21 protein-coding genes are annotated in these 21047 nt (G+C 73.1%); 10 read left to right on the top strand and 11 right to left on the bottom strand.

Features of this window, described 5'->3' with window-relative positions:
- Nucleotides 1–33: 33 nt before the first annotated feature.
- Both ACZ50K_RS02075 and glnII read right to left on the bottom strand, forming a co-directional pair.
- Nucleotides 34–675: a winged helix-turn-helix domain-containing protein gene (locus ACZ50K_RS02075; RefSeq protein WP_468896295.1), complete on the bottom strand. Its 642-nt coding sequence runs from the start codon at nucleotides 673–675 to the stop codon at nucleotides 34–36.
- A 482-nt stretch (nucleotides 676–1157) separates the two neighbouring features.
- A complete protein-coding gene (gene glnII / locus ACZ50K_RS02070; RefSeq protein WP_468896293.1) occupies nucleotides 1158–2186 on the bottom strand; it encodes a glutamine synthetase in 1029 nt (342 codons plus the stop codon).
- Between the two features lie 183 nt (nucleotides 2187–2369).
- Here glnII and ACZ50K_RS02065 point away from each other — a divergent pair, with 183 nt between their 5' ends.
- On the top strand, nucleotides 2370–3317 hold the full coding sequence (locus ACZ50K_RS02065) for a Gfo/Idh/MocA family protein (protein ID WP_468896291.1): 948 nt from the start codon (nucleotides 2370–2372) through the stop codon (nucleotides 3315–3317).
- Between the two features lie 48 nt (nucleotides 3318–3365).
- On the opposite strand, the gene ACZ50K_RS02060 is transcribed toward ACZ50K_RS02065, so the two are convergent.
- The 5 genes from ACZ50K_RS02060 to ACZ50K_RS02040 all read right to left on the bottom strand — a co-directional run bounded on the left by ACZ50K_RS02060 (nucleotide 3366) and on the right by ACZ50K_RS02040 (nucleotide 8669).
- Nucleotides 3366–3956, bottom strand: a complete 591-nt coding sequence (locus ACZ50K_RS02060; RefSeq protein ID WP_468896288.1) for a hypothetical protein — start codon at nucleotides 3954–3956, stop codon at nucleotides 3366–3368.
- Between the two features lie 53 nt (nucleotides 3957–4009).
- A complete protein-coding gene (gene pdxR / locus ACZ50K_RS02055; protein ID WP_468897171.1) occupies nucleotides 4010–5431 on the bottom strand; it encodes a MocR-like pyridoxine biosynthesis transcription factor PdxR in 1422 nt (473 codons plus the stop codon).
- A gap of 111 nt (nucleotides 5432–5542) precedes the next feature.
- Nucleotides 5543–6787, bottom strand: a complete 1245-nt coding sequence (locus tag ACZ50K_RS02050) for an FAD-dependent oxidoreductase (RefSeq protein WP_468896286.1) — start codon at nucleotides 6785–6787, stop codon at nucleotides 5543–5545.
- A 286-nt stretch (nucleotides 6788–7073) separates the two neighbouring features.
- A complete protein-coding gene (locus tag ACZ50K_RS02045) occupies nucleotides 7074–7994 on the bottom strand; it encodes a TIGR01777 family oxidoreductase (protein WP_468896281.1) in 921 nt (306 codons plus the stop codon).
- A 9-nt stretch (nucleotides 7995–8003) separates the two neighbouring features.
- Nucleotides 8004–8669, bottom strand: coding sequence for a VIT1/CCC1 transporter family protein (locus ACZ50K_RS02040; RefSeq protein WP_468897169.1), 666 nt, complete (start codon nucleotides 8667–8669; stop codon nucleotides 8004–8006).
- 277 nt (nucleotides 8670–8946) lie between these two features.
- On the opposite strand from ACZ50K_RS02040, the gene ACZ50K_RS02035 reads away from it, so the two are divergent.
- Nucleotides 8947–10032, top strand: a complete 1086-nt coding sequence (locus ACZ50K_RS02035) for a PP2C family protein-serine/threonine phosphatase (protein ID WP_468896278.1) — start codon at nucleotides 8947–8949, stop codon at nucleotides 10030–10032.
- A gap of 112 nt (nucleotides 10033–10144) precedes the next feature.
- Here the strand turns inward: ACZ50K_RS02035 and ACZ50K_RS02030 are convergent, their stop codons facing one another.
- A complete protein-coding gene (locus ACZ50K_RS02030; RefSeq protein WP_468896275.1) occupies nucleotides 10145–10399 on the bottom strand; it encodes a hypothetical protein in 255 nt (84 codons plus the stop codon).
- A 99-nt stretch (nucleotides 10400–10498) separates the two neighbouring features.
- Between ACZ50K_RS02030 and ACZ50K_RS02025 the strand changes: the two genes are divergently transcribed.
- Nucleotides 10499–10870: an ArsC/Spx/MgsR family protein gene (locus ACZ50K_RS02025; RefSeq protein ID WP_468896272.1), complete on the top strand. Its 372-nt coding sequence runs from the start codon at nucleotides 10499–10501 to the stop codon at nucleotides 10868–10870.
- A 41-nt stretch (nucleotides 10871–10911) separates the two neighbouring features.
- Here the strand turns inward: ACZ50K_RS02025 and ACZ50K_RS02020 are convergent, their stop codons facing one another.
- Nucleotides 10912–12351 (bottom strand): regulator, encoded by a 1440-nt coding sequence (locus ACZ50K_RS02020; RefSeq protein WP_468896269.1) that lies wholly within the window; start codon nucleotides 12349–12351, stop codon nucleotides 10912–10914.
- 184 nt (nucleotides 12352–12535) lie between these two features.
- Between ACZ50K_RS02020 and ACZ50K_RS02015 the strand changes: the two genes are divergently transcribed.
- From ACZ50K_RS02015 to ACZ50K_RS01995, 5 genes are all read left to right on the top strand, one after another.
- Nucleotides 12536–12826 carry a hypothetical protein gene (locus ACZ50K_RS02015; protein ID WP_468896266.1) on the top strand — a complete coding sequence of 97 codons (291 nt, stop codon included), beginning with the start codon at nucleotides 12536–12538 and terminating at the stop codon, nucleotides 12824–12826.
- A 43-nt stretch (nucleotides 12827–12869) separates the two neighbouring features.
- The gene (gene lipB, locus ACZ50K_RS02010; protein ID WP_468896263.1) at nucleotides 12870–13691 is read left to right on the top strand and encodes a lipoyl(octanoyl) transferase LipB; all 822 of its coding nucleotides are present in this window, start codon (nucleotides 12870–12872) and stop codon (nucleotides 13689–13691) included.
- A gap of 110 nt (nucleotides 13692–13801) precedes the next feature.
- Nucleotides 13802–14779 (top strand): lipoyl synthase, encoded by a 978-nt coding sequence (gene lipA / locus ACZ50K_RS02005; RefSeq protein ID WP_468896260.1) that lies wholly within the window; start codon nucleotides 13802–13804, stop codon nucleotides 14777–14779.
- A 234-nt stretch (nucleotides 14780–15013) separates the two neighbouring features.
- Nucleotides 15014–15211, top strand: coding sequence for an SCO2195 family GlnR-regulated protein (locus ACZ50K_RS02000; RefSeq protein ID WP_468896257.1), 198 nt, complete (start codon nucleotides 15014–15016; stop codon nucleotides 15209–15211).
- 10 nt (nucleotides 15212–15221) lie between these two features.
- Nucleotides 15222–15920: a DUF4191 domain-containing protein gene (locus tag ACZ50K_RS01995; RefSeq protein ID WP_468896254.1), complete on the top strand. Its 699-nt coding sequence runs from the start codon at nucleotides 15222–15224 to the stop codon at nucleotides 15918–15920.
- 123 nt (nucleotides 15921–16043) lie between these two features.
- Here ACZ50K_RS01995 and ACZ50K_RS01990 read toward each other — a convergent pair whose 3' ends face one another.
- Nucleotides 16044–16511 carry an RDD family protein gene (locus ACZ50K_RS01990; protein ID WP_468896251.1) on the bottom strand — a complete coding sequence of 156 codons (468 nt, stop codon included), beginning with the start codon at nucleotides 16509–16511 and terminating at the stop codon, nucleotides 16044–16046.
- A gap of 184 nt (nucleotides 16512–16695) precedes the next feature.
- Here ACZ50K_RS01990 and glnA point away from each other — a divergent pair, with 184 nt between their 5' ends.
- Nucleotides 16696–18105, top strand: coding sequence for a type I glutamate--ammonia ligase (gene glnA / locus ACZ50K_RS01985; protein WP_468896248.1), 1410 nt, complete (start codon nucleotides 16696–16698; stop codon nucleotides 18103–18105).
- A 152-nt stretch (nucleotides 18106–18257) separates the two neighbouring features.
- Here glnA and ACZ50K_RS01980 read toward each other — a convergent pair whose 3' ends face one another.
- On the bottom strand, nucleotides 18258–19211 hold the full coding sequence (locus ACZ50K_RS01980) for a hypothetical protein (protein WP_468896245.1): 954 nt from the start codon (nucleotides 19209–19211) through the stop codon (nucleotides 18258–18260).
- A 272-nt stretch (nucleotides 19212–19483) separates the two neighbouring features.
- Here ACZ50K_RS01980 and ACZ50K_RS01975 point away from each other — a divergent pair, with 272 nt between their 5' ends.
- Entirely contained in the window at nucleotides 19484–20818 is a 1335-nt protein-coding gene (locus tag ACZ50K_RS01975) for a hypothetical protein (protein ID WP_468896242.1), read from the top strand.
- Nucleotides 20819–21047 lie beyond the last annotated feature (229 nt).

Genomic DNA, 21047 nt, shown 5'->3' with positions numbered 1-21047 from the left:
CCCCCCGGGGGTGCGGGCCCGATGTGCCGGTTCTCAGGGCGCGTACTTGTAGCCGACCCGGCGGACGGTCTGGATCGCGCCCCGGTGCTGCGCGCCCAACTTGCGCCGCAGCCGGGCGACATGGACGTCCACCGTGCGGCCGTCGCCGACGTGCCCGTAGCCCCAGACGGTGGTGACCAGCTGGTCCCGGCTGTGCACCCGGTGCGGGTGCGCCACCAGGTGGGCGAGCAGCTCGAACTCCAGGTAGGTGAGGTCCAGGACCTCCCCGTCGACCTCGGCGGTCCGGCGGGCGGGGTCGATCCGCACCAGGGCGTCGCCCTCGGTCCCGGCGGCCCGCCGGTCCTGCTCGGTCCGCTGGTTCTGCTGGGGCTGCTCCGTCCGCCGCACCGGGGCCGCGGCCGCGTACTGCGGGGCGGGGGCGGCCAGCGTGACCGGCGGCTGCTGGTCGGCCGGTACGAGCACCAGGTAGCCGATCATCGGCGGCTGGCCGGGCAGGGCCGGCAGGGTGTGCTGGGGGGCCGGCAGCCAGGTGGCGCCGGGCGGCAGCAGGTCCACCACCCGGGCCACCTCGTCCCGGTCCACGGCGCGCAGGCGGTGCCTGGGCGGGGTCTGGTACGGATAGCCGGCGGGGGCGGGGGAGGTCGCGGCGGAGGAGAGGGTGCGGGTGTTCGCCATGAGTGGTCAGCTCTTTCACGCGGAGTCGGCAGGAGACGGTGACGGAGGTACGTCGTGGTCGTGCCGCGCAGACCGAAGGCCTTCGGGAAGGTCGGGTTTCGAGGTTCCGGAAGGCGTTAGAGGGCCGGCGCGTTCTTCGCGCGGCAACACACCCGGTCGAAGTCGTGGTCCTGACGAGAGGGCCAGAACGGTTCGAGGTCCTTGTGACCGATCGAGGTGTGCGGGTGGCTGGCCATGGGCTCATTGAAGCAGATGCCGGCCCGGCCGGGCAGACCCCGTCTCATATTTCGGATCGGAGTCTCATATTCAGTGACCTGTGACCGAAATGCCCTCAACTGTCGCCCCTTTCCGGGCACTCCGCGACGCCCGCCGCGCCGCGGGGGCGTGACGGGCGTCGGTGCGATACCAGGGACCGGACCAGCTGCTGGACGGGCTGGTGGACGTCCGGCCGGCCGTGACGCCGGACCGGCCGGTGGAGCGGATCAGACCAGGCCGTCCTTCTCCAGGCCGGTGCAGCAGGTGTCCACGATCAGCCGGGTCACCACATAGGGGTCCACGTTGGCGTTCGGGCGGCGGTCCTCGATGTAGCCCTTGCCGTCCTTCTCCACCTGCCAGGGGATGCGGACCGAGGCGCCGCGGTCCGAGACCCCGTAGCTGAACTCGTTCCACGGGGCGGTCTCGTGCAGACCGGTCAGCCGCTCGTCGATGCCCGCGCCGTAGTTCTTCACGTGGTCCAGCGGCTTGCTGCCCTCGCCCAGCGCCTCGCAGGCGGAGATGATCGCGCGGTAGTCCTCGCGCATCGCCTTGGTCGAGAAGTTGGTGTGGGCTCCCGCGCCGTTCCAGTCGCCCTTGACCGGCTTGGGGTTCAGGGTCGCCGAGACGTTGAAGTCCTCGGCCGTGCGGTAGAGCAGCCAGCGCGCGATCCACAGCTGGTCGGAGACCTCCAGCGGGCCGACCGGGCCGACCTGGAACTCCCACTGGCCGGGCATGACCTCGGCGTTGATGCCGGAGATGCCCAGGCCCGCCGCCAGGCAGTGGTCCAGGTGCTTCTCCACGATCTCGCGGCCGAAGATCTCGTCCGAGCCGACACCGCAGTAGTAGCCGCCCTGCGCGGCCGGGAAGCCGTTGACCGGGAAGCCGAGCGGGCGGGTGCCGTCGAAGAAGGTGTACTCCTGCTCGATGCCGAAGATCGGCTGCTGGCCGGCGAACTTCTCCGCGACCGGACGCAGCAGCGCCCGGGTGTTCGACTCGTGCGGGGTCATGTCGATGTTCAGGACCTCGCACAGGACGAGGACGTGGTCCCCGCCGCGGATCGGGTCCGGGCAGGAGAACACCGGCTGCAGCACCCGGTCGGAGGCGTGCCCCTCGGCCTGGTTGGTGCTCGATCCGTCGAAGCCCCAGATCGGCAGGTCGGCGCCGCCCGCGGGCCCGTCGATGATCTTGGTCTTGGAGCGGAGCTTCGCCGTCGGCTCGGTGCCGTCGATCCAGATGTACTCAGCCTTGAAGGTCACGGGGCCCATCCTCAGACTCTGCGGGTGCTGCGGTCGCTGCGGTGATGACCGCAGCGTGCCCGGTCGCGATTTCCCCTCCGTTGCCCGTGTGTGAACCCCGTGTTACCGAGGGTTCCGCCCCAGGTGGGGCGGTCCGGGCGGTTCGGAGCGGGCACGTCCGTACGAGTGGGGCAGACTGGGCGGGTGAGCATTTCGTACGATCTGAAGACCGGCGAGTCGTCCTCGCCCCCGCCCCCGCTGCCGCGCATCGGGCTGCTCGGGACCGGCCCCTGGGCCCAGCGTGCGCACGCCCCCGCCCTCGCCGCCCATCCCGGATCCGAGTTCGCCGGGGTCTGGGGCCGCCGCCCCGGCCCGGCCGCCGAACTCGCCGCCGCGTACGGGGTGAAGGTGTACGAAGACCCCGACGAGCTGTTCGCGGACTGTGACGCCGTGGCCTTCGCCCTGCCACCGGACGTCCAGGCGCCGCTCGCCGTCCGCGCGGCCGAGGCCGGCTGCCACCTGCTGCTCGACAAGCCGGTGGCCACCGATGTCGACGGCGCCCGCGCGGTGGCCGAGGCCGTGGCGCGGCACGGGGTCGCCTCCGTGGTCTTCCTCACCCTCCGGTTCGCCGAGCCCACCGCCGGCTGGGTGGCGGAACAGGCCGCCCGCGACGGCTGGTTCACCGCCTCCGCGCACTGGCTCGGCTCCGTCTTCGCCCCGGCCGCCGATCCGGCCGAGCAGCCCAGCGCCTACGCCGACTCGCCCTGGCGGCGGGACAAGGGCGGTCTGTGGGACGTCGGCCCGCACGCCCTGTCCGTACTGATCCCGGTGCTCGGCGACGTCACCTCCGTCACCGCCGCCCGCGGGCCGGCCGACACCGTGCAGCTGCTGCTGCGGCACGACTCGGGCGCCGCCAGCACCGCCGTCCTCAGTCTGGCCGCACCGCGTGCGGCGGCCGGGGTGGGACTGGAACTGCGCGGCACCGAAGGGGTCTTCGGGCTCCCGGACTGGGGCGATGTGCCCGGCGCCTACGGCCGGGCCGTGGACGCCCTGCTCGACGCGGCCCGCACCGGGGTCCCGGACCCGCGCGGCGCCGCCTTCGGGTTGCGCCTCACCGAGATCCTCGCCGAGGCGGAGGCCGGTCTCGGCTGAGGCTCATCCGGCCGAGGGCCATCCGGCCGAGGCTCGCTCGGCCGAGGCTCATTTGATGAACGCGTTCGCCACGATGATCACCAGTCCGAGGGTGGCGTCCGCGACCCCGATGGCCAGGGACGAGGTCAGCCGGTAGCCGACCCGCAGGGCGGTGAACGCCCCCCAGGCGAACAGCAGCGCCGTGTTCACCCCGAGCCCCACGGCCGTGGTGGCGGGCTCGTCCCAGCCCGTCACCCCGGCGATCAGCAGCAGCACCACGGTCGGCAGGGTGGCCACCACCATCGGCCACTCGTGCCACAGCGCCCGGGCCAGGGCCCGCCAGCGGTGGGTGACCGAACCCTCCTGGTGGGTGGACATGTGGTGGGCGTATCCGTGGGCCAGCCCGGCGGCGACCGCGGTCACCAGCACCCAGCTGGCGTCGTAGAAGGGGGTGTACTCCCCGCCCTTCTGGTCGAGCGCGGCCAGCAGCCCGCTCGCCAGCACGGTCCCGTACACCCCGCCGAACATCCAGTCGGCCCCGCGACGGGGCCGCTCCGGCCGCTCCGGCGGCACCGGCCATGCCCTGTTCTCCTTCTCCCCTCCTGCCCCTCGCTCCCCTCCCGGGGTCTGCACGGCCTGCTCGGGCTGTTCGGTGGTCAAGCGACCCACCCCTCCGTTTTGGTGCGAATCAATCCATTTCAACCCTTTCCACCCTACGAGGTCGCGCGGGCGACCGTTCGGACCAGGGTCTCCAGGGCCCGCTCGAAGGCGCGCTCGGGAGCGGCCGCGTACCCGACGACCAGGCCTTCCCGGGGCGGTTCGGGGAGTGCCGGGTGCCGGTAGCCGGACAGCCCGTCCAGCACCAGGCCGGCCGCCCGGGCGGCGGCCAGCGCCCGCGCCTCGGTACCGGCCGGCAGCTCGACCACGGCGTGCAGCCCGGCCGCGATCCCGGTCACCCGGGCGGCCGGTGCACCCGCCGCGAGGGTGGCGGCCAGCCGGTCCCGCCGGGCGCGGTAGCGCTGCCGCATCCGGCGCACCTGCCGGTCGTACGCCCCGCAGTCCAGGAAGTCGGCCAGCGCCAGCTGGTCCAGGGCGCTGGCCCAGGACTCCCGGACGCCCTTCGCGGCGAGCACCCGCTCCAGCGGCCCGTCGGGCAGGACCAGCCAGCCCAGCCGGATGGCGGGGGAGAGGCTCTTGCTCAGCGAACCGGCGTAGGCGATCCGGGCCGGGTCCAGCCCCTGGAGGGCGCCCGCGGGCTTGCGGTCGTAGCGGAACTCGCCGTCGTAGTCGTCCTCGACCAGCAGGGCGTCCGGCCGGGACCGGGCCCACTCCACGGCGGCCGTGCGGCGGGACGGCAGCAGGGTGCCGCCGGTGGGGAACTGGTGGGCGGGGGTCAGCAGGACGGTCCGCACCCGGGCCGGGAGGCCGCCGAGCGCCTCGCTCCGGACCCCGTCGGAGTCCACCGGGAGCGGGTGCGGGCGTACCCCGGCGGCCGCCAGGATCCCGTGGTGGAAGGGCAGTCCGTACCCCTCCACGGCCCAGTCGCGCGGCCGGACCGAGGCGAGCAGCCGCAGCCCGTTGGCGAAGCCGGAGCAGACCACGATGCGCTCGGGGTCCGCCCGGACGCCCCGGGTCCGGGCGAGGTACGAGGCGAGGGCCCGGCGGAGCTCGGGACGGCCGCGCGGATCACCGGGACCGAACGCCTCCACGGGCGCCCCGGCCAGCGCCCGCCGCGCGGACAGCGCCCAGGCCGCCCGGGGGAACGACGCCGGATCAGGCTTCCCCTGGGTCAGGTCCAGCCCGCCGCCGGTCCCGTCGCTCCTGGTGCCGGTCGCGGTGCCTGTTGCGGTGCCGGTCAAGGCGCCGGCCGTGGCGCCGGTGCCGCCCGCGGCCCGGATGGCGGCGGGGCCCGGGGCCTCGGCGGCCCGGACGGTGGCGAGGCCCTCGGCGACCCGGGTGCCGGAGCCCTGGCGGGCGGTGAACCAGCCCTCGGCCACCAGCTCGGCGTACGCGTCGGCCACCGCGCCCCGGGTCATCCCGAGGTCGGCGGCCAGCGCCCGGTAGGGCGGCAGCCGGGTGCCCCCGGCCAGCCGACCGCTGCGCACCGCCTCCCGCAGCGCCCGCGCCAGCACCATCCGGCGCGGCCCCTCACCGACGAGCTCCAGATGAAGATCGCTTCCGTTCACGCCCCGACCCTAAGCGGGACGGGCCCGCGACCGGCCGGTCCAGGGGCGCCGGGCCCGGGGTCAGGCGGCGGCCGGGACCGCCGGGGTGCGCGGGGGGACCGAGACGCCGAAGTCGCGGAGCACCGCCGAGGAGGCCCGCCGGGCCGACTGGAGCGCGCCCTGCACCGTGTTGGTGTCCCGGTGGTCCCCGCACACGTACAGCCCCGACACCACCCGCACCGGTCGCCGCAGATCGTGCGGCGGCGGCATCGCCGGGACGGCTTCGGCGGTGTGGTGGACCGTCAGCAGTTCCCAGTCCCGGGTCGCCGTGTCGTACAGCCGGGCCAGCCGGGCCGCCACCGTGCGCAGCGAGGGCGGTGGGCCGAGCACCGTGGTGGTGACCAGCGAGCGGCCGGCCGGGGCCCGGGTCGGGTCGACGGCGCTCATCACCGCCGTGTGCGCCACCGGCCACCGCGGGTTCCCGTCCAGGATCAGCGATCCGTCGGAGGGCAGCGGTGCGGGGGTGGCGTGGTGCAGCACGGTCAGCTGGTGGAACTCCGGGACCCGCAGTCCGGGCAGCAGCGCGGCCGCCGCCCGCGCGCCGGTGGCGAGCAGCACCGCCCGGCAGCGGAACGCCCCGTGCGCCTCGGTGGTGACCACGTTCACGGAGACCGACCGGACCCGGACCCCGGTGAGCACGGTGCCCGGCGGCAGCCCCGAGGAGAGGAGTCCGGGCAGTGCCCCGGCCCCGCCCTCCGGTACGGCCAGCCGGCCGCGCGCGAATCCGCGCAGGGCCAGGTCGGCGACCCGGCTTGAGGTGCCGAGGTGCGGATCGCACAGCAGGGAGGCGAGCAGCGGCCGGAGCAGCAGCGAGCCGCGGGCGCGGAGCGCGGCGGCGGCGGTCCGCTCGGGCCGGGCCAGGATCCGGTCCACCGGGAGCGCGGCCAGCCGTCCGAGGGCGGCGCCGAGCCGGGCCTGTTCCAGGGAGCGGCCGGCCAGTGCGCGGGCCGGGCTGAGGGTGCCGGCCCGGAGCTGTTTGCCGTCCTCGGTGTGGACCAGCGCGCCGGGCGCGAAGGGCCTCAGGACCAGGTCCTCCAGGCCCGGGGTGCGGTCCAGTTCCGGATAGGAGGTGTTGAGCAGCTGGCCGATCCGGTCGAGCCGGAAGCCGTCGGCCGTGTGGTCGGTGGCCATCCGGCCACCGGGGCCGTCCGCGGCCTCCAGGACGGTGACGGAGACCCCCGCCGCGATCAGATGGTGTGCCGCCGCGAGTCCGGAGACCCCGGCTCCCACAATGACGACGTCCGCGTGGTGTGCGTTGCTGAGCACGTGCCCCTCCCCGAGGTCGGCGCGGCTTTGTCTGGTCCTCTTTCCCCAACGGGCTCCAGGAATACCCGAGTCGGCCCCAATAATTTGCGATCGGCTCCGGTCGCACATCGGTCGCATGCGAGCACGAACGGTCGCACGGTGCTCCCGTCCCGGCCGCCCACCTGTCGCCCACCGGTCGCACACCGGTCATACGCCGGTCGTACGAAGGCCCCACGGCGTGCGCCCCCCGCGCCGCCGCGCGCCGTCCCGTACCAGGGTGGTCCGAGGACCGCGGCCCCCCGGACCGCTACCGGTCCGCGAGCGCCGCCCGCAGGGCCGCCTCGATCCCCGGATAGCGGAACCGGAACCCCGACTCCAGCAGCCGGGCCGGCCGGACCCGCTGACTGCCCAGCACCTCCTGGGAGAACTCGCCCAGCGCGATCCGCAGCGCGAACCCCGGCACCGCCAGCACCGTCGGCCGGTGCAGCACCCGCCCCATCGCGGCGGTGATCTCACGGTTGGTCAGCGGCTCCGGGGCGCACAGGTTCACCGGTCCGGCCGGCCCGGGAGCCCCCGGAGCGCCGATCAGATGCCGCAGGGCCGCGATGTGGTCCTCCAACGCGATGTACGACCAGTACTGGCGGCCGTCGCCCAGCCGGCCGCCCAGCCCGGCCCGGAACAGCGGGAACATCCGCGCCCAGGCCCCGCCGCCGCGGGCCACCACCAGCCCGGTGCGGGCGAACACGGTCCGCACCCCGGCCTGGTGCGCCGGGGCGGCCGCCGCCTCCCACTCCACGCACACCGAGGGCAGGAACCCCTCGCCGGCGGGTGCGTCCTCGTCCACCGCCCGGTCGCCGGTGTCCCCGTAGTAGCCGATGGCCGAGGCGTTCACCAGGACCTCCGGCGGCTGCTCCTGGGCGGCCACGGCCCGGGCCATCGCCGCGGTGCCCAGCACCCGGCTGTCCCGGATCTCCCGCTTGTAGCCGTCCGTCCACCGCCGGTCCCCGACCCCGGCCCCGGCCAGCTGCACCACCGCCGTACACCCGGCCAGCCCCGCCGGGTCCACGTGTCCGCCGCGCGGGTCCCAGCGGGCCTCGTCGGGGGCGGCGGGCGGCCGGCGCACGAAGCGGACCACCTCGTGCCCGTCCGCGCGCAGGGAACGGACGAGTGCCGTGCCGATGAGTCCGGTCGAGCCGGTGACCGCGATCCGCGTACGCATGGGGCCCATTGTGGTCCGCTATACCGATCCGAGCCAGCTGCCCACCGCGTAGGTGACGGCCATGGCGAGTGCGCCGCCCACCACGTTGCGCAGTACCGCCCGCCCGGCGGGGGCCCCGCCCAGCCGGGCACTCAGCCGGCCGCAGCCGATCAGGGCGAGCAGCACGCAGACCACGGTGACCGGCACCCGGAGGTCCGGGGGCGGCAGCACGATGGCCAGCAGCGGCAGCACGGCCCCGGTGGTGAAGGCGAGCAGGCTGGCCAGCGCGGCGTGCCAGGGGTTCGCCAGCCGCTCCGGGTCGATCCCCAGCTCCACCCGGGCGTGGGCGCGCAGCGCGTCCCGCTCGGTGAGCTGGACGGCGGCCTCCCGGGCCACGTCCGGGGAGAGCCCGCGGCCGGCCAGCAGTCCGGTCAGCTCGTCGAGCTCGGCCGCCGGATCCTCGGCGAGCTCCCGGCGCTCCAGGTCCAGGGCGGCCCGCTCGGAGTCGCGCTGGGAGCAGACCGACACGTATTCGCCCGCCGCCATCGACAGCGAGCCGGCCAGCAGTCCGGCGATGCCGGCGGCCAGCAGCGAGGACCGGTCGGTGGTGGCCCCGGCGACACCGACCACCAGTCCGGCGGTGGAGATGATCCCGTCGTTGGCGCCGAGGACCCCGGCCCGCAGCCAGTTGAGCCGGGTGCTCATGCCGTCGCCGTGCCCCGGTTCGTGATCGGGCTCCCGGCCGGTGCCGGTGCCGGTGCCCGTTCTGGGGGCGGTGTCGGGGTCGGTTCCGGGGGCGGGGCCGGCCGGGGGCGGGGCCGGGTCGCCCGGGCCGCTCGGGACGTCCGGGGCGTCTGGGGCGTACGGGTCGTCGGGCACGGGACCACTCTCCCCGGTGGAGCCCGCCGGGGAGGGCCGGGACACACCCCCCGGGCGGCGCGTCCGGGGTGCGCGGGCCCGGTGCGGGCACCAGGGTGGAGGGGTGAGACGCCGACACGAGGAGCCGGGCCGGCTCGGCGGGGCGCCGCCGCCGCGCTGGACCAGGCTGGCTCCGGCGGCGGCCCTGGTCGTCCTCGTACTGGCCCAGGAGGCCACCCCGGGCACGGTGGAGCTGGGCTTCTTCCTGGCCGCCGTGCCCCCGGTCGCCGCCTTCTCGTACGGCGCCCTGGGCACCTCGGCCTTCGCCGTGATCGTGCTGCTGCTGCTCGGGGTGTCCGATCTGGGCGTGGCCCACGCCCGGGGCGCGGACCTGGCGACCGTCGCCACGGTGGGGCTGCTCAGCGTGGTCATCGCCTGGGTCCGGCGGCGCCGGGACGCGCAGCTGGTCAGCGTACGGACGGTCGCGGAGGCGGCCCAGCTGGCGGTGCTGCCCCCGGTCCCGGAGCGGGTGGGCCCGGTGCGCTGCGCGGGGCTGTACCGGGCCGCCCAGCGCGGCACCCTGGTCGGCGGCGACCTCTTCGACGTACGCGCCGGGCCCTTCGGGGTGCGGGCGGTGGTCGGGGACGTGCAGGGGCACGGGCTGGCCGCGGTCGGCACGGTGGCCTCGCTGCTCGGCGCGTTCCGGGAGGGGGTCCTGGACGACGCCGAGCTGGCGGTGGTGGCCGCCCGGCTGGACCGGCGGCTGGTGGAGGACTCGGCGGCGGAGGAGCTCACGGAACTGTTCGCCACCGCCCTGCTGCTGGAGTTCCCGCCGGGGCGGCCGCTGGTGCGGATCCTGTCCTGCGGGCATCCGCCGCTGCTGCTGCTGCGCGGGAACGCGGTGACGGAGGTGGAGGTGGAGCCGGGGGCCCCGCTGGGGCTGGGGCTCGCCGGGGCGGCCCCGCCGGCCGTGGTGGAGCTGCCGGTGCTGGCCGGCGACCGGCTGCTGGCGCACACCGACGGGGTGACGGAGGCCCGGGACGCGGGCGGCCGCTTCTATCCGCTGCGCGACCGGGTGCCGGTGGTCTGCCCGGCGTCGGGCTCCGGGGCGGACCTGGTGCGGGGGGTGTGGCGGGACCTGGTGGCCTTCACCGGCGGCGGGCCCCGGGACGATGTGGCGCTGCTGGCGCTGACGGTGCCGGAGGAGTGACCGGCACCGCCGGCGCCCGGGGTGCGGCGGTGCGGTGGGGTGCTGCGGTGCGGTCCCGCTGTGCGGGTCGGTGCGGTGCGATGTGGCGGTGCGGCCGGTCGGTGCGGTGGGGTCAGCCGCCGTCGCGGATCAGCCCGCGGACCATCCGGCAGGTGAGGTTGGACGGACGGCGGATCCCGGTGCGGACCGCCATGGTGCGGATCTTCCGGTTGGTCGCCCGCCGGGCGTCGTAGGTCCCGGAGTCGAGCAGGGATATCGCCAGGCGCATGGCCTTGAGCCGGCGGTTGTGCGTCTCGTACCACTCGCGCGGCAGACCCGCCGGCAGGGGCTTCTTCTTCGGCGCGGAAACGATCGTGACAGCGGCCATCTACAGCCTCCCAAACGGTAGTTGGCGTCCCTTCGTGCTATCCCCGATTCTATCGGCGGGCACTGACAAAAGCCCTGGCGGAAGCCCTACGCTGGCGCCATGGAGATCTGGATCAACCCCGCCTGCTCGAAGTGCCGGAGCGCCGTGGACCTGCTCGACGCCGAGGGGGCCGACTACATCGTGCGCCGCTATCTGGAGGACGTGCCCGACGAGGCGGAGATCCGGGCGGTGCTCGGCCGGCTGGGCCTGGAGCCCTGGGAGATCACCCGGACCTCGGACCCGCTGGCCCGCGAGACCGGCGTCCGGGAGCTGCCGCGCGAGGAGACCCCGGAGGCCCGGGACCGCTGGATCGCCCACCTCGCCGCCCACCCGAAGCTGATCCAGCGCCCGATCATCACCGCGGACGACGGCACCGCCCTGGTGGCCCGTACCGAGGACGCCGTCCGCGAGGCCCTCTCCCGCAAGGGCTGACCGGCCGGGCGGCGGGACGGGCCGGGCGACCGGCCGGGGGGTCAGTGCAGGGCGGCCACCCGGTCCCGGTACTGCCGGACGGCCGGGGCGTCCCGGAACGGCTCCAGCCGCCGCTCGAAGTCCCGGACGTACTCCACCGCCCGCACCGACCGCATCTCGGTGGCCTGCTGCGCCGCCTCCGCGCCCAGCGCGCACGCCTGCTCCAGCTCGCCCAGCCCCAGCCGGGCCGTCGCCAGCACCACCCGGCAGAACAGCCGGGAACGCGCGTAGCCCGCGGAGCGCAGCTGGAGGGACCGTTCGGCGTGCTGGGCGGCGGCCCGGTACTGCTGGAGGTCCCGGTGGCAGTGCCCGAACTCGTCCGCCAGCTGCGCCTCGTCGAAGAACCGGGCCCAGTGCGGCACGTCGTCGCCGGGCCGGGCCGCGCCCAGTGAGCGCTCGGCGCGGACCAGTGCGGCGGTGGCCGCCCGGACCTCGCCGAGGACCGCGTGCCCGCGGGCCTCCGCCGAGTGCAGCAGCGCCTGCACCACCGGCGGCGGCCCCGATCCGACGCCCTGCTGGGCGACCCGGGCCAGCTGCACCGCCTCCCGGCCGTGGCCCAGGTAGACGGCCTGCCGGCTCATGGTGATCAGCACGTACGAGCCGTACGGCCGGTCCCCGGCGGCCTGGGCCAGCCGCAGCGCCTGCACGAAGTACCGCTGGGCCAGCCCATGCGCGGCGATGTCGTAGGAGGTCCAGCCCGCCAGCCGGGTCAGGTCGGCGGCCGCCGCGAACAGCCGGCGCCCGGTGGCCTCCCCGTAGGTGCCGCGCAGCATCGGCTCGGCCTCGTGCTCCAGATAGCGGACCAGGGCCTGCCGGGCGTGCCCGCCGCCGTACGCGTGGTCCAGGGTGCGGAACAGCTCGGCGACCGAGCGCAGGGCGGCGATGTCGCCGGCGGTGACCCGCTGGCCCGGTCCGCGGTCGATCTGCCGCTGTCGGGGCACCGAGGCGCGCCCCTGGGCGGGGACCCGGGCCGAGGCCGGGTCGGTGGAGCGCCCCACCCGCTCGTCGGCCCGGCCGATCAGCCAGTCCCGGCTGGGGACCACCAGGCCCGCCGGGGTGAACGCGATCTTGCGGAGCTCGGTGTGCGAACCGGAGTCCTTGCGCCACAGCCCGCTGGCGATGTCCACGGCCTCCTCCGGGGTGGCGGCGAACTCCAGGCCCGCGTAGACCGGGGCGCAGGCGTCCAGCCCCAGGTCCTGGGCCGACAGCCGACGGCCCAGCCGCCGGGTGAACACCTCCGCGATCAGCGCGGGGGTGGTGCCGCGCGGCTGCTGGCCGCGCAGCCAGCGGGTGACCGAGGTCTTGTCGTAGCGCAGGTCGAGACCGTGCTCCAGGCCGAGCTGGTCCACGCGGCGGGCCAGCCCGGCGTTGGAGAACCCCGCTTCGGCGATCAGCGCCGCGAGCTGCCGGTTGGGGACGCGCTGCGCAGGTCGTTCCGTCATCAGCTTCCACGGTCTCCTGACGTGACGGGCCGGCCACCGGCCCAGTGAACGGCGTGAATGTAGCGGCCAACCCCTGCCATACCGCCCTCTCTGCCCCACATTCATCCGATCGTGTGCAGAACCTGCGCGGCTCTTTACGGCCGCCCCTCCGTCGCCCGCCCGCACCCCGCGTACGCTGCGCTCCATGACCCGTCGGCCCCCCGCGCCGGAACCGGTTCCGGAGGCCGTTCCGGAGCGCCCTCCCCGGTCCGTGCCCGAGTCCACGATCCCGCTGCCCGCACCCGAGCTCACCGAGGCCGAGTGCCGGCGCTGCGGCACCCTCATCGCCGGGCTGGACGGGCGGTACGCCTGCGGGGTGTGCGGCTGGGTCAACGACCACACCGAGGGGCACCGGCCGCTGCCCCGGGCGGAGGACGACCCGGACCTGCCCCGGGCCCGCAGGAAGCGCCCGCCCGGCCCGCCGTACCCTTGCTGAGTGCGATACGTGCATACGGCAGGTTCAATGAGGAGGCGCTGCGGTGACTGAGCTGCGGTTTGTCCGGCTGGGCTTCGGAGCGGAATCGGTGGAGTACACCGAGGCGTGGGAGGAGCAGCGGCGCGTCCACGCGGCCCGGTTCGCCGACGAGGTCGAGGACACCTGCCTGCTGCTGGAGCACCCGCCGGTCTACACGGCCGGCCGCCGCACCGCGGAGAACGAGAAGCCGCTGGACGGCACCCCGGTCATCGACGTGGACCGCGGCGGGAAGATCACCTGGCACGGGCCCGGCCAGCTGGTCGGCTATCCGATCATGAAGCTGCCGCGGCCGGTGGACGTGGTCGCGCACGTGCGCCGGCTGGAGGAGGCGCTGATCCGCACGGCCGCCGAGTTCGGGGTGGAGACCACCCGGGTCGAGGGCCGCAGCGGGGTCTGGGTGCTCGGCGACCCGGTCGAGGAGCGGCCGCGGATCGGCGGACTCTCCCTGGACTTCGACCCCCGGCTGCACGACGAGGAGTTCGACCCCCGGCTGAACGGCCCCGAGTACGCCCCGTCCAACGCCGGGCAGCGCCGCGAGGACCGCAAGCTGGCCGCGATCGGCATCCGGGTGGCCAAGGGGGTCACCATGCACGGGTTCGCGATCAACGTGAACCCGGACAGTACCTGGTTCGACCGGATCATCCCCTGCGGGATCCGGGACGCCGGTGTGACCTCGCTCTCGTACGAACTGGGCCGCGAGCTCACCATCGGCGAGGTGCTCCCGGTGGTCGAGCGCCACCTGCGGGACGTGCTGGAGAACGCCGAACCGGCACCTCGGGTGATCGAGCGCGACAGCGGGCGGGAGACCGCCCCGGCGGCCGGCTGACCCCGGCGGGAATGGGGCCGGCCGTCCACGGGTTGGCCGACGTAAGAGCGTATGAAATTACGGGCGTACCCTGGTGGGCGCCGAGGAATCAAAGTCACAGGGAGCCGGTCGTGTCCGCAGTCGCACCCGACGGACGCAAGATGCTGCGCCTGGAGGTCCGTAACAGCCAGACCCCCATCGAGCGCAAGCCCGAGTGGATCAAGACCCGGGCGAAGATGGGTCCCGAGTACACGAAGATGCAGAACCTCGTGAAGGGCGAGGGGCTGCACACGGTGTGCCAGGAAGCCGGCTGTCCGAACATCTACGAATGCTGGGAGGACCGCGAGGCCACCTTCCTCATCGGCGGCGACCAGTGCACCCGGCGCTGTGACTTCTGCCAGATCGACACCGGCAAGCCCGAGGCCCTGGACCGGGACGAGCCGCGCCGGGTCGGCGAGTCCGTGGTCACCATGGACCTGAACTACGCCACCATCACCGGCGTGGCCCGGGACGACCTGGCCGACGGCGGCGCCTGGCTGTACGCCGAGACGGTCCGCCAGATCCACCAGCAGACCGCCGCCCGCGAGGCCGGCCACACCAAGGTCGAGCTGCTGGCCCCGGACTTCAACGCCGTCCCGGAGCTGCTGGAGGAGGTCTTCGCCTCCCGCCCCGAGGTCTTCGCGCACAACGTGGAGACGGTGCCGCGGATCTTCAAGCGGATCCGCCCCGGCTTCCGCTACGAGCGCTCGCTGGACGTGATCACCAAGGCCCGCGAGTACGGCCTGGTGACCAAGTCGAACCTGATCCTCGGCATGGGCGAGGAGCGGTCCGAGGTCAGCGAGGCACTGCGCGACCTGCACTCCGCGGGTTGCGAACTCATCACGATCACCCAGTACCTGCGGCCCTCCCCGCGGCACCACCCCGTGGAGCGCTGGGTGAAGCCCGCGGAGTTCGTGGAGCTGGCCAAGGAGGCCGAGGAGATCGGCTTCTCCGGGGTCATGTCCGGACCGCTGGTCCGCTCCTCCTACCGGGCCGGGCGGCTGTACGGCCAGGCCATGGAGAAGCGCGGCGCGGGCGCCGCGGCCACCCCCGGCGCGACGACTGTGTGAACTCGCGCACAAAGTCCTACTTGTAGGTAATACCGCATTGGCGCGGCCCCTAGGCTCTTTCCAGGAGGAGTCCGGCGGGCCGCGCCAGCATTTTCGAAGGCGTCACAGGTGTTTGACCGGCCGGTCACTCCCTGGTAACACCCAACAGTGACGCTGGGACCACAGACCGCGATCGGAGCGCCCGGGGCACCCGGGGCGCCCCGAGCACCGAGACAGCACGGAGAAAGGGAACCCATGCAGGCCGCGCCCGTACGCGCCATCGCCATCCCGACCCTTGTCGAGGCGGTCCGAGGCATCGAGTCGCTGCTCATCCGAGGTGCCCGCCGGAACGCCTGGTCGGCCGTCCTGGAGGACCGGCGACGGGCCCAGGACCGGGTCGAAACCGAACATGTACTGGAGGCCGTGGCTACCCGGACGCCGCAGGCCACGTAAACTTCGCTGTATGGCGAGGAAGTCAAACGCAGAGACTGCTGCGAACCCCGGGCGACTGAAGCAGATCGCCCTGACGTACAAGATGACCCGTAAGGCCGACTCCAAGATCGGTCTGATTCTCGCGGGCGTGGGAATCGGCACCTTCGGCGTCTTCCTTGCGATCGGTTTCCTGATCGGTCACCCGGTCTACCTGGGCATCCTGGGCTTCCTGGTCGCGTTCCTCGCGACCGCGATCGTCTTCGGCCGCCGCGCCGAGGCCGCCGCCTTCGGGCAGATGGAAGGCCAGCCCGGCGCCGCCGCCGCGGTCCTGGAGAACGTCGGACGGGGCTGGAGCACCACCCCCGCCGTGGCGATGAACCGCAACCAGGACATCGTCCACCGCGCGGTCGGCAAGGCCGGCATCGTGCTGGTCGCCGAGGGCAACCCGAACCGGCTGCGGACCCTGCTGGGCGCCGAGAAGAAGAAGATGGCCCGGATCATGCCGGACATCCCGGTCCACGACATCATCGTCGGCACCGGCGAGGGCGAGGTGCCCCTCAAGAAGGTCCGCACCACCCTGCTGAAGCTGCCGCGGGTGCTCTCCGGCCCCCAGATCACCCAGGTCAACGACAAGCTGCGCGCCATGGGCGACCTCATGAGCAACATGCCGCTGCCGAAGGGCCCCATGCCCAAGGGCATGCGGATGCCGCGCGGCGGCAAGATGCGCTGACCGGTTTCCGTATACGAACGGGGGGCGCCCCCGGAGCCGAAGCTCCGGGGGCGCCCCCCGTTCACGTATGTGACACATCCGACCCTCAGACGCTCATGCTCAGATGCGCACCTGGACGGCCGCTCAGATGCGCACCTGGACGGCGCGGGCGATCCGGTCGTGCAGACCGCGCCCGTCCCGGTCCCAGATCAGCGCCGGGACCACCAGCAGCAGCAGCACGGTCCGCAGCAGCACCCGGGGGAAGCCCAGCCGGCCGCCGGACTCCGAGACCACCCGCAGACCCAGCAGCCGCTTGCCCGGGGTGAAGCCCACCGTGCCGACCGTGAGCAGCGCCAGCAGCCCGAACAGGCCCAGCGTCCAGTTCCCCGCCGCGGCCCAGTCCCCGCCCGTGATCAGGCCGTATGCGATCAGCTGGCAGGCCATCCAGTCCACGGCCACCGCGCCCATCCGGCGCCCGAACCGGGCCACCGAGCCGGAACCGGTACGCGGCAGACCGAGCTGTTCGCCCGGGTAGCCGAAGTTCACGCCCATCGATTCCGCGGCCGCGCGGGGGCCGGAGAGCCAGGATCCGATTGCTTGCCTCTTGTCCACCCGACCACGGTACCCGTGGCGTCGCGGGCCCCCTCGCCCGGACCCCGGTTAACTTGTGCGAAACAAATGGGTCATGCTTGAGAAATCCCGTCTGCTTATGGTCGGGTCAGCGTGCGGCACCGCACTGACGCACCACGAGCTATAAAACCCGCCCTGCCCCGGGGCCGGGAGTAGGAGGAGTTGGATGTTCAAGAACGCCGACGAAGTGAAGCAGTACATCGAGGAGAACGACGTCAAGTTCGTCGACGTCCGCTTCTGCGACCTGCCTGGTGTGATGCAGCACTTCACCATCCCGGCGCGAGCGTTCGACCCGGCGGAGGAGCTCGCCTTCGACGGATCCTCGATCCGCGGCTTCCAGGCGATCCACGAGTCGGACATGGCCCTGCGCGCCGACATCACCACCGCGCGTCTGGACCCGTTCCGCAAGGACAAGACGCTCAACATCAACTTCTTCATCCACGACCCGATCACGGGTGAGGCCTACAGCCGCGACCCGCGCAACATCGCCAAGAAGGCCGAGGCCTACCTCGCCTCCACCGGCATCGCCGACACCGCGTTCTTCGGCCCCGAGGCCGAGTTCTACGTGTTCGACAGCGTGCGCTTCGCGACCTCCGCCAACGAGGGCTTCTACCACATCGACTCCGAGGCCGGCGCCTGGAACACCGGCTCCGAGGAGAACAACCGCGGCTACAAGGTCCGCTACAAGGGCGGCTACTTCCCGGTCGCCCCGGTCGACCACTTCGCCGACCTGCGCGCCGAGATCTCCCTGGAGCTCGACGCCCAGGGCCTCCAGGTCGAGCGCCAGCACCACGAGGTCGGCACCGGCGGCCAGGCCGAGATCAACTACAAGTTCAACACGCTGCTGGCCGCGGCCGACGACCTGATGCTCTTCAAGTACATCGTGAAGAACGTCGCCTGGCGCAACGGCAAGACCGCCACCTTCATGCCGAAGCCGATCTTCGGCGACAACGGCTCGGGCATGCACGTGCACCAGTCGCTGTGGGCGAACGGCGAGCCGCTGTTCTACGACGAGGCCGGCTACGCGGGCCTGTCGGACACCGCCCGCTACTACATCGGCGGCATCCTCAAGCACGCCCCGTCGCTGCTGGCCTTCACCAACCCGACGGTGAACTCGTACCACCGCCTGGTCCCGGGCTTCGAGGCCCCGGTCAACATGGTGTACTCCCAGCGCAACCGCTCCGCCGCCATGCGCATCCCGATCACCGGCTCGAACCCGAAGGCCAAGCGCGTCGAGTTCCGCGCCCCGGACCCGTCCTCCAACCCGTACCTCGCCTTCGCGGCGCTGCTGCTCGCGGGCCTGGACGGCGTCAAGAACAAGATCGAGCCCCTGGAGCCGATCGACAAGGACCTCTACGAGCTCTCGCCCGACGAGCACGCGAGCGTCCCGCAGGTCCCGACCAGCCTGGAGGACGTCCTCAAGGCCCTGGAAGCCGACCACGAGTACCTCCTGGCCGGCGGTGTCTTCACCCCCGACCTGATCGAGACCTGGATCGACTACAAGCGCACCCACGAGATCGCCCCGATCGCCCAGCGCCCCCACCCCCACGAGTTCGAGCTCTACTTCGACCTCTAAACCGGTCCGGCCCGCTGTCGGAGGCCCCGCCCCTCTCCCCGGAGAGCGGCGGGGCCTCCCGCGTTGTGCCGACCTGTGTGTGCGGGTGGCCCCTTCCGATGCTGGTTCGAGGCCCAGTGGACCCGGGCCGTCCACGATCCGGGCCGCTGGGACTAGGCCGCTTCCGGCACGCGCCAGACGATGCGGAAACGCAGATGAGGCGGAAGACCGAACCTGCCGACCGGGCCGATCTCCTTGATGAGATAGCCGAAGATCTGGTGATGCGCCTCCTCGGAGAGGTCCTCCCAGGTCTCCGGGGTCGCCGTCATGACCTCCCGCATCAGGGGCAGGTCCTTTTCCGCGAGCAGCATGGCGATGCGGTCCTCCCGGTCCATGTCCGTATCGGCGTGCATCGCGTTGATCGACCGCTGGAGCAGGTTCGGCTCGACCGCCAGACGCGCGAGGATGCGCTCGCAGCCGTGGACGAACGCCGTGTGCGCGTCGACCGCCTCCTGGTCGGGGTAGTGGTAGCCGAAGGGGCTTCCCTGTTCGGCTCCGAGGTAGTCGCCCTTCAGCGCCCGCAGAAGCGCCCGGAGGGCGAACTCGGCGCCATGATCCTCGATGAGCCGGACCCCCACCTGCACCCATTCGTCTTCCGAGAGGATGGGCTCGTGCGGCACGGCCAGCGAGGGGTCGATCTCGATGGCGTTGAACGGGTTGATCATCAATCCGACCACCGCCTCGCCGGTCCACTGCCCGTCGTCCGCACCCCAGCCTTGCGACAGAGCCAGTTCGCGGGCGGATTTCATCGTGTCCGGCTCGCCTTCGGTCACCGCGCGCCACAGCGGCAGGAAGCGGGCCACCTCGGCCGCAGGGTCCCGCGCCGGGTTGACGCAGGCTGCCGAGAGGACCGCGACGATCGACTGGACGGTTTCCCACCGCGGAACGGTGAGTCCCCTGATCGCCGTCCGGACCCCCTCATGGCTGATCTTCGCAGGATGGTCCCCGTCGGCGATGAGCTGGCTCACCTTGCGCATGCCGGGCCTGCCCGCCGCCCGGTGCAGTTCTTCCAGGGCACGCGTCAACTGCTCGTGAGCGTGGTGGCGGAGCTCGGAGCTCGGAGTCATGGATGTGCTGTCCCTTCGGCTTCACCGACACCTGTCAGATCGTGCCAAGAGGGTAAAAGCCGCAGGCGAGCGTGGGTGCGTCAGATTCCGCCAAGTTTTCCGGCCCGCGCGCCAACCGACGACAAGTCGCTCCGGAGGGGCCGGAGCATGGAGTCAGCGCGCACCACCAGAGGATCTGTCCCGGCTTGAGGAGTTGCCCGACCATGCACATTCCCCCCTACGCCCATGCGGAGATACGGTCCGCGCTGCCGGCCGTCCCGACATCCCGCCATGTGGACGGTCTGGACTGCTGCCTGTGCGACACCCCGTTCGAAGGTCGCCCGTACGTCGCGCTCGGCCCCACGGCCGAGTCGGGTTTGTTCGGATGCCGCGCGTGCCTGACCCGATGCGTGGCCAAGGCCCGCCGGGCCCGCCACGCGGACCTGACTCAGGACGCCGAGCAGACAAGAGCGGAGTCCGCGGCATGGCAGGCCGCGCGCGATCGGCACGTCAACCTGCTCGGAAGGGTGCGCCGGGCTGCGGACGCGGTGGCCGAGCTCGCTCGGTCCGAGGATCCCGACCCCCTGCAGGTCGCCTGGCTGCTGATCTCACTGGAGTCGGCGCGTGCGTGGGCCCCGGAACCGCCCCGGCCACCGGCATCGGCCGTCGACGAGCAGCAGGAAACGAGGGACGCGGCCTTCCGCCTCGACCTTGCCATGATCGCGGCGCGCGAAGCGGTGGCCGAGCGGCTCGCCTACCACCTGGTCAACGAGGCACAGGGCGAGGATCCGGAGATGTGCGAGGAATTCGAATGCCCCGAAGGGTGCTCCGGGCGCCATGACTCCTCCCACATCGACTGCGGCCCGGACAGCATCTACGAGGATCTGGCCCGTCACGGCATCACGGTGGAACGCCCGGAAGCCCCATGGGGCCCGTCGGCCGCCGCTGCCGTCGGTGACGCATCGGAAAGCCGGCAGCCCCTGCCCGAGCTGGCGGAAGGAGCTCTCGCCCTCCTGACGCATTTCGGCATCGATGCGGAGGACACGGCCGCGCTGGTGAGCGCGGCGGCGGTCGGTCTGGTCCAGGAGGCCTGGCGCGACAGCCCGTTGGACGCCATCCACGCGTCGGGCACCGGCCCGAACGACGGAGAGGTCTTCGCGCAGAGCGTGGACCTCTACCGCCGGGCACGCACCGCATGGGAGGCGGCGAAGGAGGACGGACCCGACGCCCTGCTCGGATTCCTCGCCGTCGCCTCGGCATTGGACCTTCCCTGGGCCGGCGGTTCGAGCTTCGCCCTCAGCAAGGCCACCGGACCACTCACCGAGTTCGTCCAGCACGTCGACGACCGTGTCTGGTTCACCTCGAAGGTCATACGCGAGCAGGGATGGCGGGCGGCCGTGCTGCACAGGGCGACCTCGGCCGCCGTCAAGGCTCCGAACCACTTCGGCATGCCCGGGTGGCCCGCCGTCGTCGCGTCCGCCATGGAACGCCTCGCTCGGCTGGACCTGGCGGATGCCCCGCCGGCCCTTGGGGATCTGGCTCAGGTGGAGAACCACCTCCTCGAAGCACCCGACCGGCTCGGTACGGATGCCCTCGAATGGATCTCGGTCCGCGGCCTGCTGGCCTGAACCCCTGCCACTTGCAACGCAGTTCACCGTACGGAGGGCTAGGCCCCGCAGCGCGGTGTAGCGTGGAACGAGTCGGCCCGTGGAGGGTCGGTTGGTGGCAGCATCCCGAGGGCCCGGCACCCTGGGAGCCACTTGATGGGCGTGGTTCGCCCAGCTCCATGCAAGGCCTTCGTCGGTCCATCGGGTATGTGCCCTGAGTGCCAGTGCCAGCCGGGGTGGTACGAGGTAT

It is taken from the genome of Streptomyces sp. NPDC033845 (assembly GCF_055576225.1).
Note: the sequence above shows the minus strand (reverse complement) of the source record. Positions and strands in the feature narration are given on the sequence as shown.

Excerpts from the sequence above, each read along its gene's own strand:
- ACZ50K_RS02075 (WP_468896295.1), bottom strand. The coding sequence starts at position 675 with ATGGCGAACACCCGCACCCTCTCCTCCGCCGCGACCTCCCCCGCCCCC.
- pdxR (WP_468897171.1), bottom strand. The coding sequence starts at position 5,431 with ATGGTGCTGGCGCGGGCGCTGCGGGAGGCGGTGCGCAGCGGTCGGCTG.
- ACZ50K_RS02045 (WP_468896281.1), bottom strand. The coding sequence starts at position 7,994 with ATGGGCCCCATGCGTACGCGGATCGCGGTCACCGGCTCGACCGGACTC.
- ACZ50K_RS02040 (WP_468897169.1), bottom strand. The coding sequence starts at position 8,669 with ATGAGCACCCGGCTCAACTGGCTGCGGGCCGGGGTCCTCGGCGCCAAC.
- ACZ50K_RS02030 (WP_468896275.1), bottom strand. The coding sequence starts at position 10,399 with ATGGCCGCTGTCACGATCGTTTCCGCGCCGAAGAAGAAGCCCCTGCCG.
- ACZ50K_RS02025 (WP_468896272.1), top strand. The coding sequence starts at position 10,499 with ATGGAGATCTGGATCAACCCCGCCTGCTCGAAGTGCCGGAGCGCCGTG.
- ACZ50K_RS02020 (WP_468896269.1), bottom strand. The coding sequence starts at position 12,351 with ATGACGGAACGACCTGCGCAGCGCGTCCCCAACCGGCAGCTCGCGGCG.
- ACZ50K_RS02015 (WP_468896266.1), top strand. The coding sequence starts at position 12,536 with ATGACCCGTCGGCCCCCCGCGCCGGAACCGGTTCCGGAGGCCGTTCCG.
- ACZ50K_RS02000 (WP_468896257.1), top strand. The coding sequence starts at position 15,014 with ATGCAGGCCGCGCCCGTACGCGCCATCGCCATCCCGACCCTTGTCGAG.
- ACZ50K_RS01995 (WP_468896254.1), top strand. The coding sequence starts at position 15,222 with ATGGCGAGGAAGTCAAACGCAGAGACTGCTGCGAACCCCGGGCGACTG.
- glnA (WP_468896248.1), top strand. The coding sequence starts at position 16,696 with ATGTTCAAGAACGCCGACGAAGTGAAGCAGTACATCGAGGAGAACGAC.
- ACZ50K_RS01980 (WP_468896245.1), bottom strand. The coding sequence starts at position 19,211 with ATGACTCCGAGCTCCGAGCTCCGCCACCACGCTCACGAGCAGTTGACG.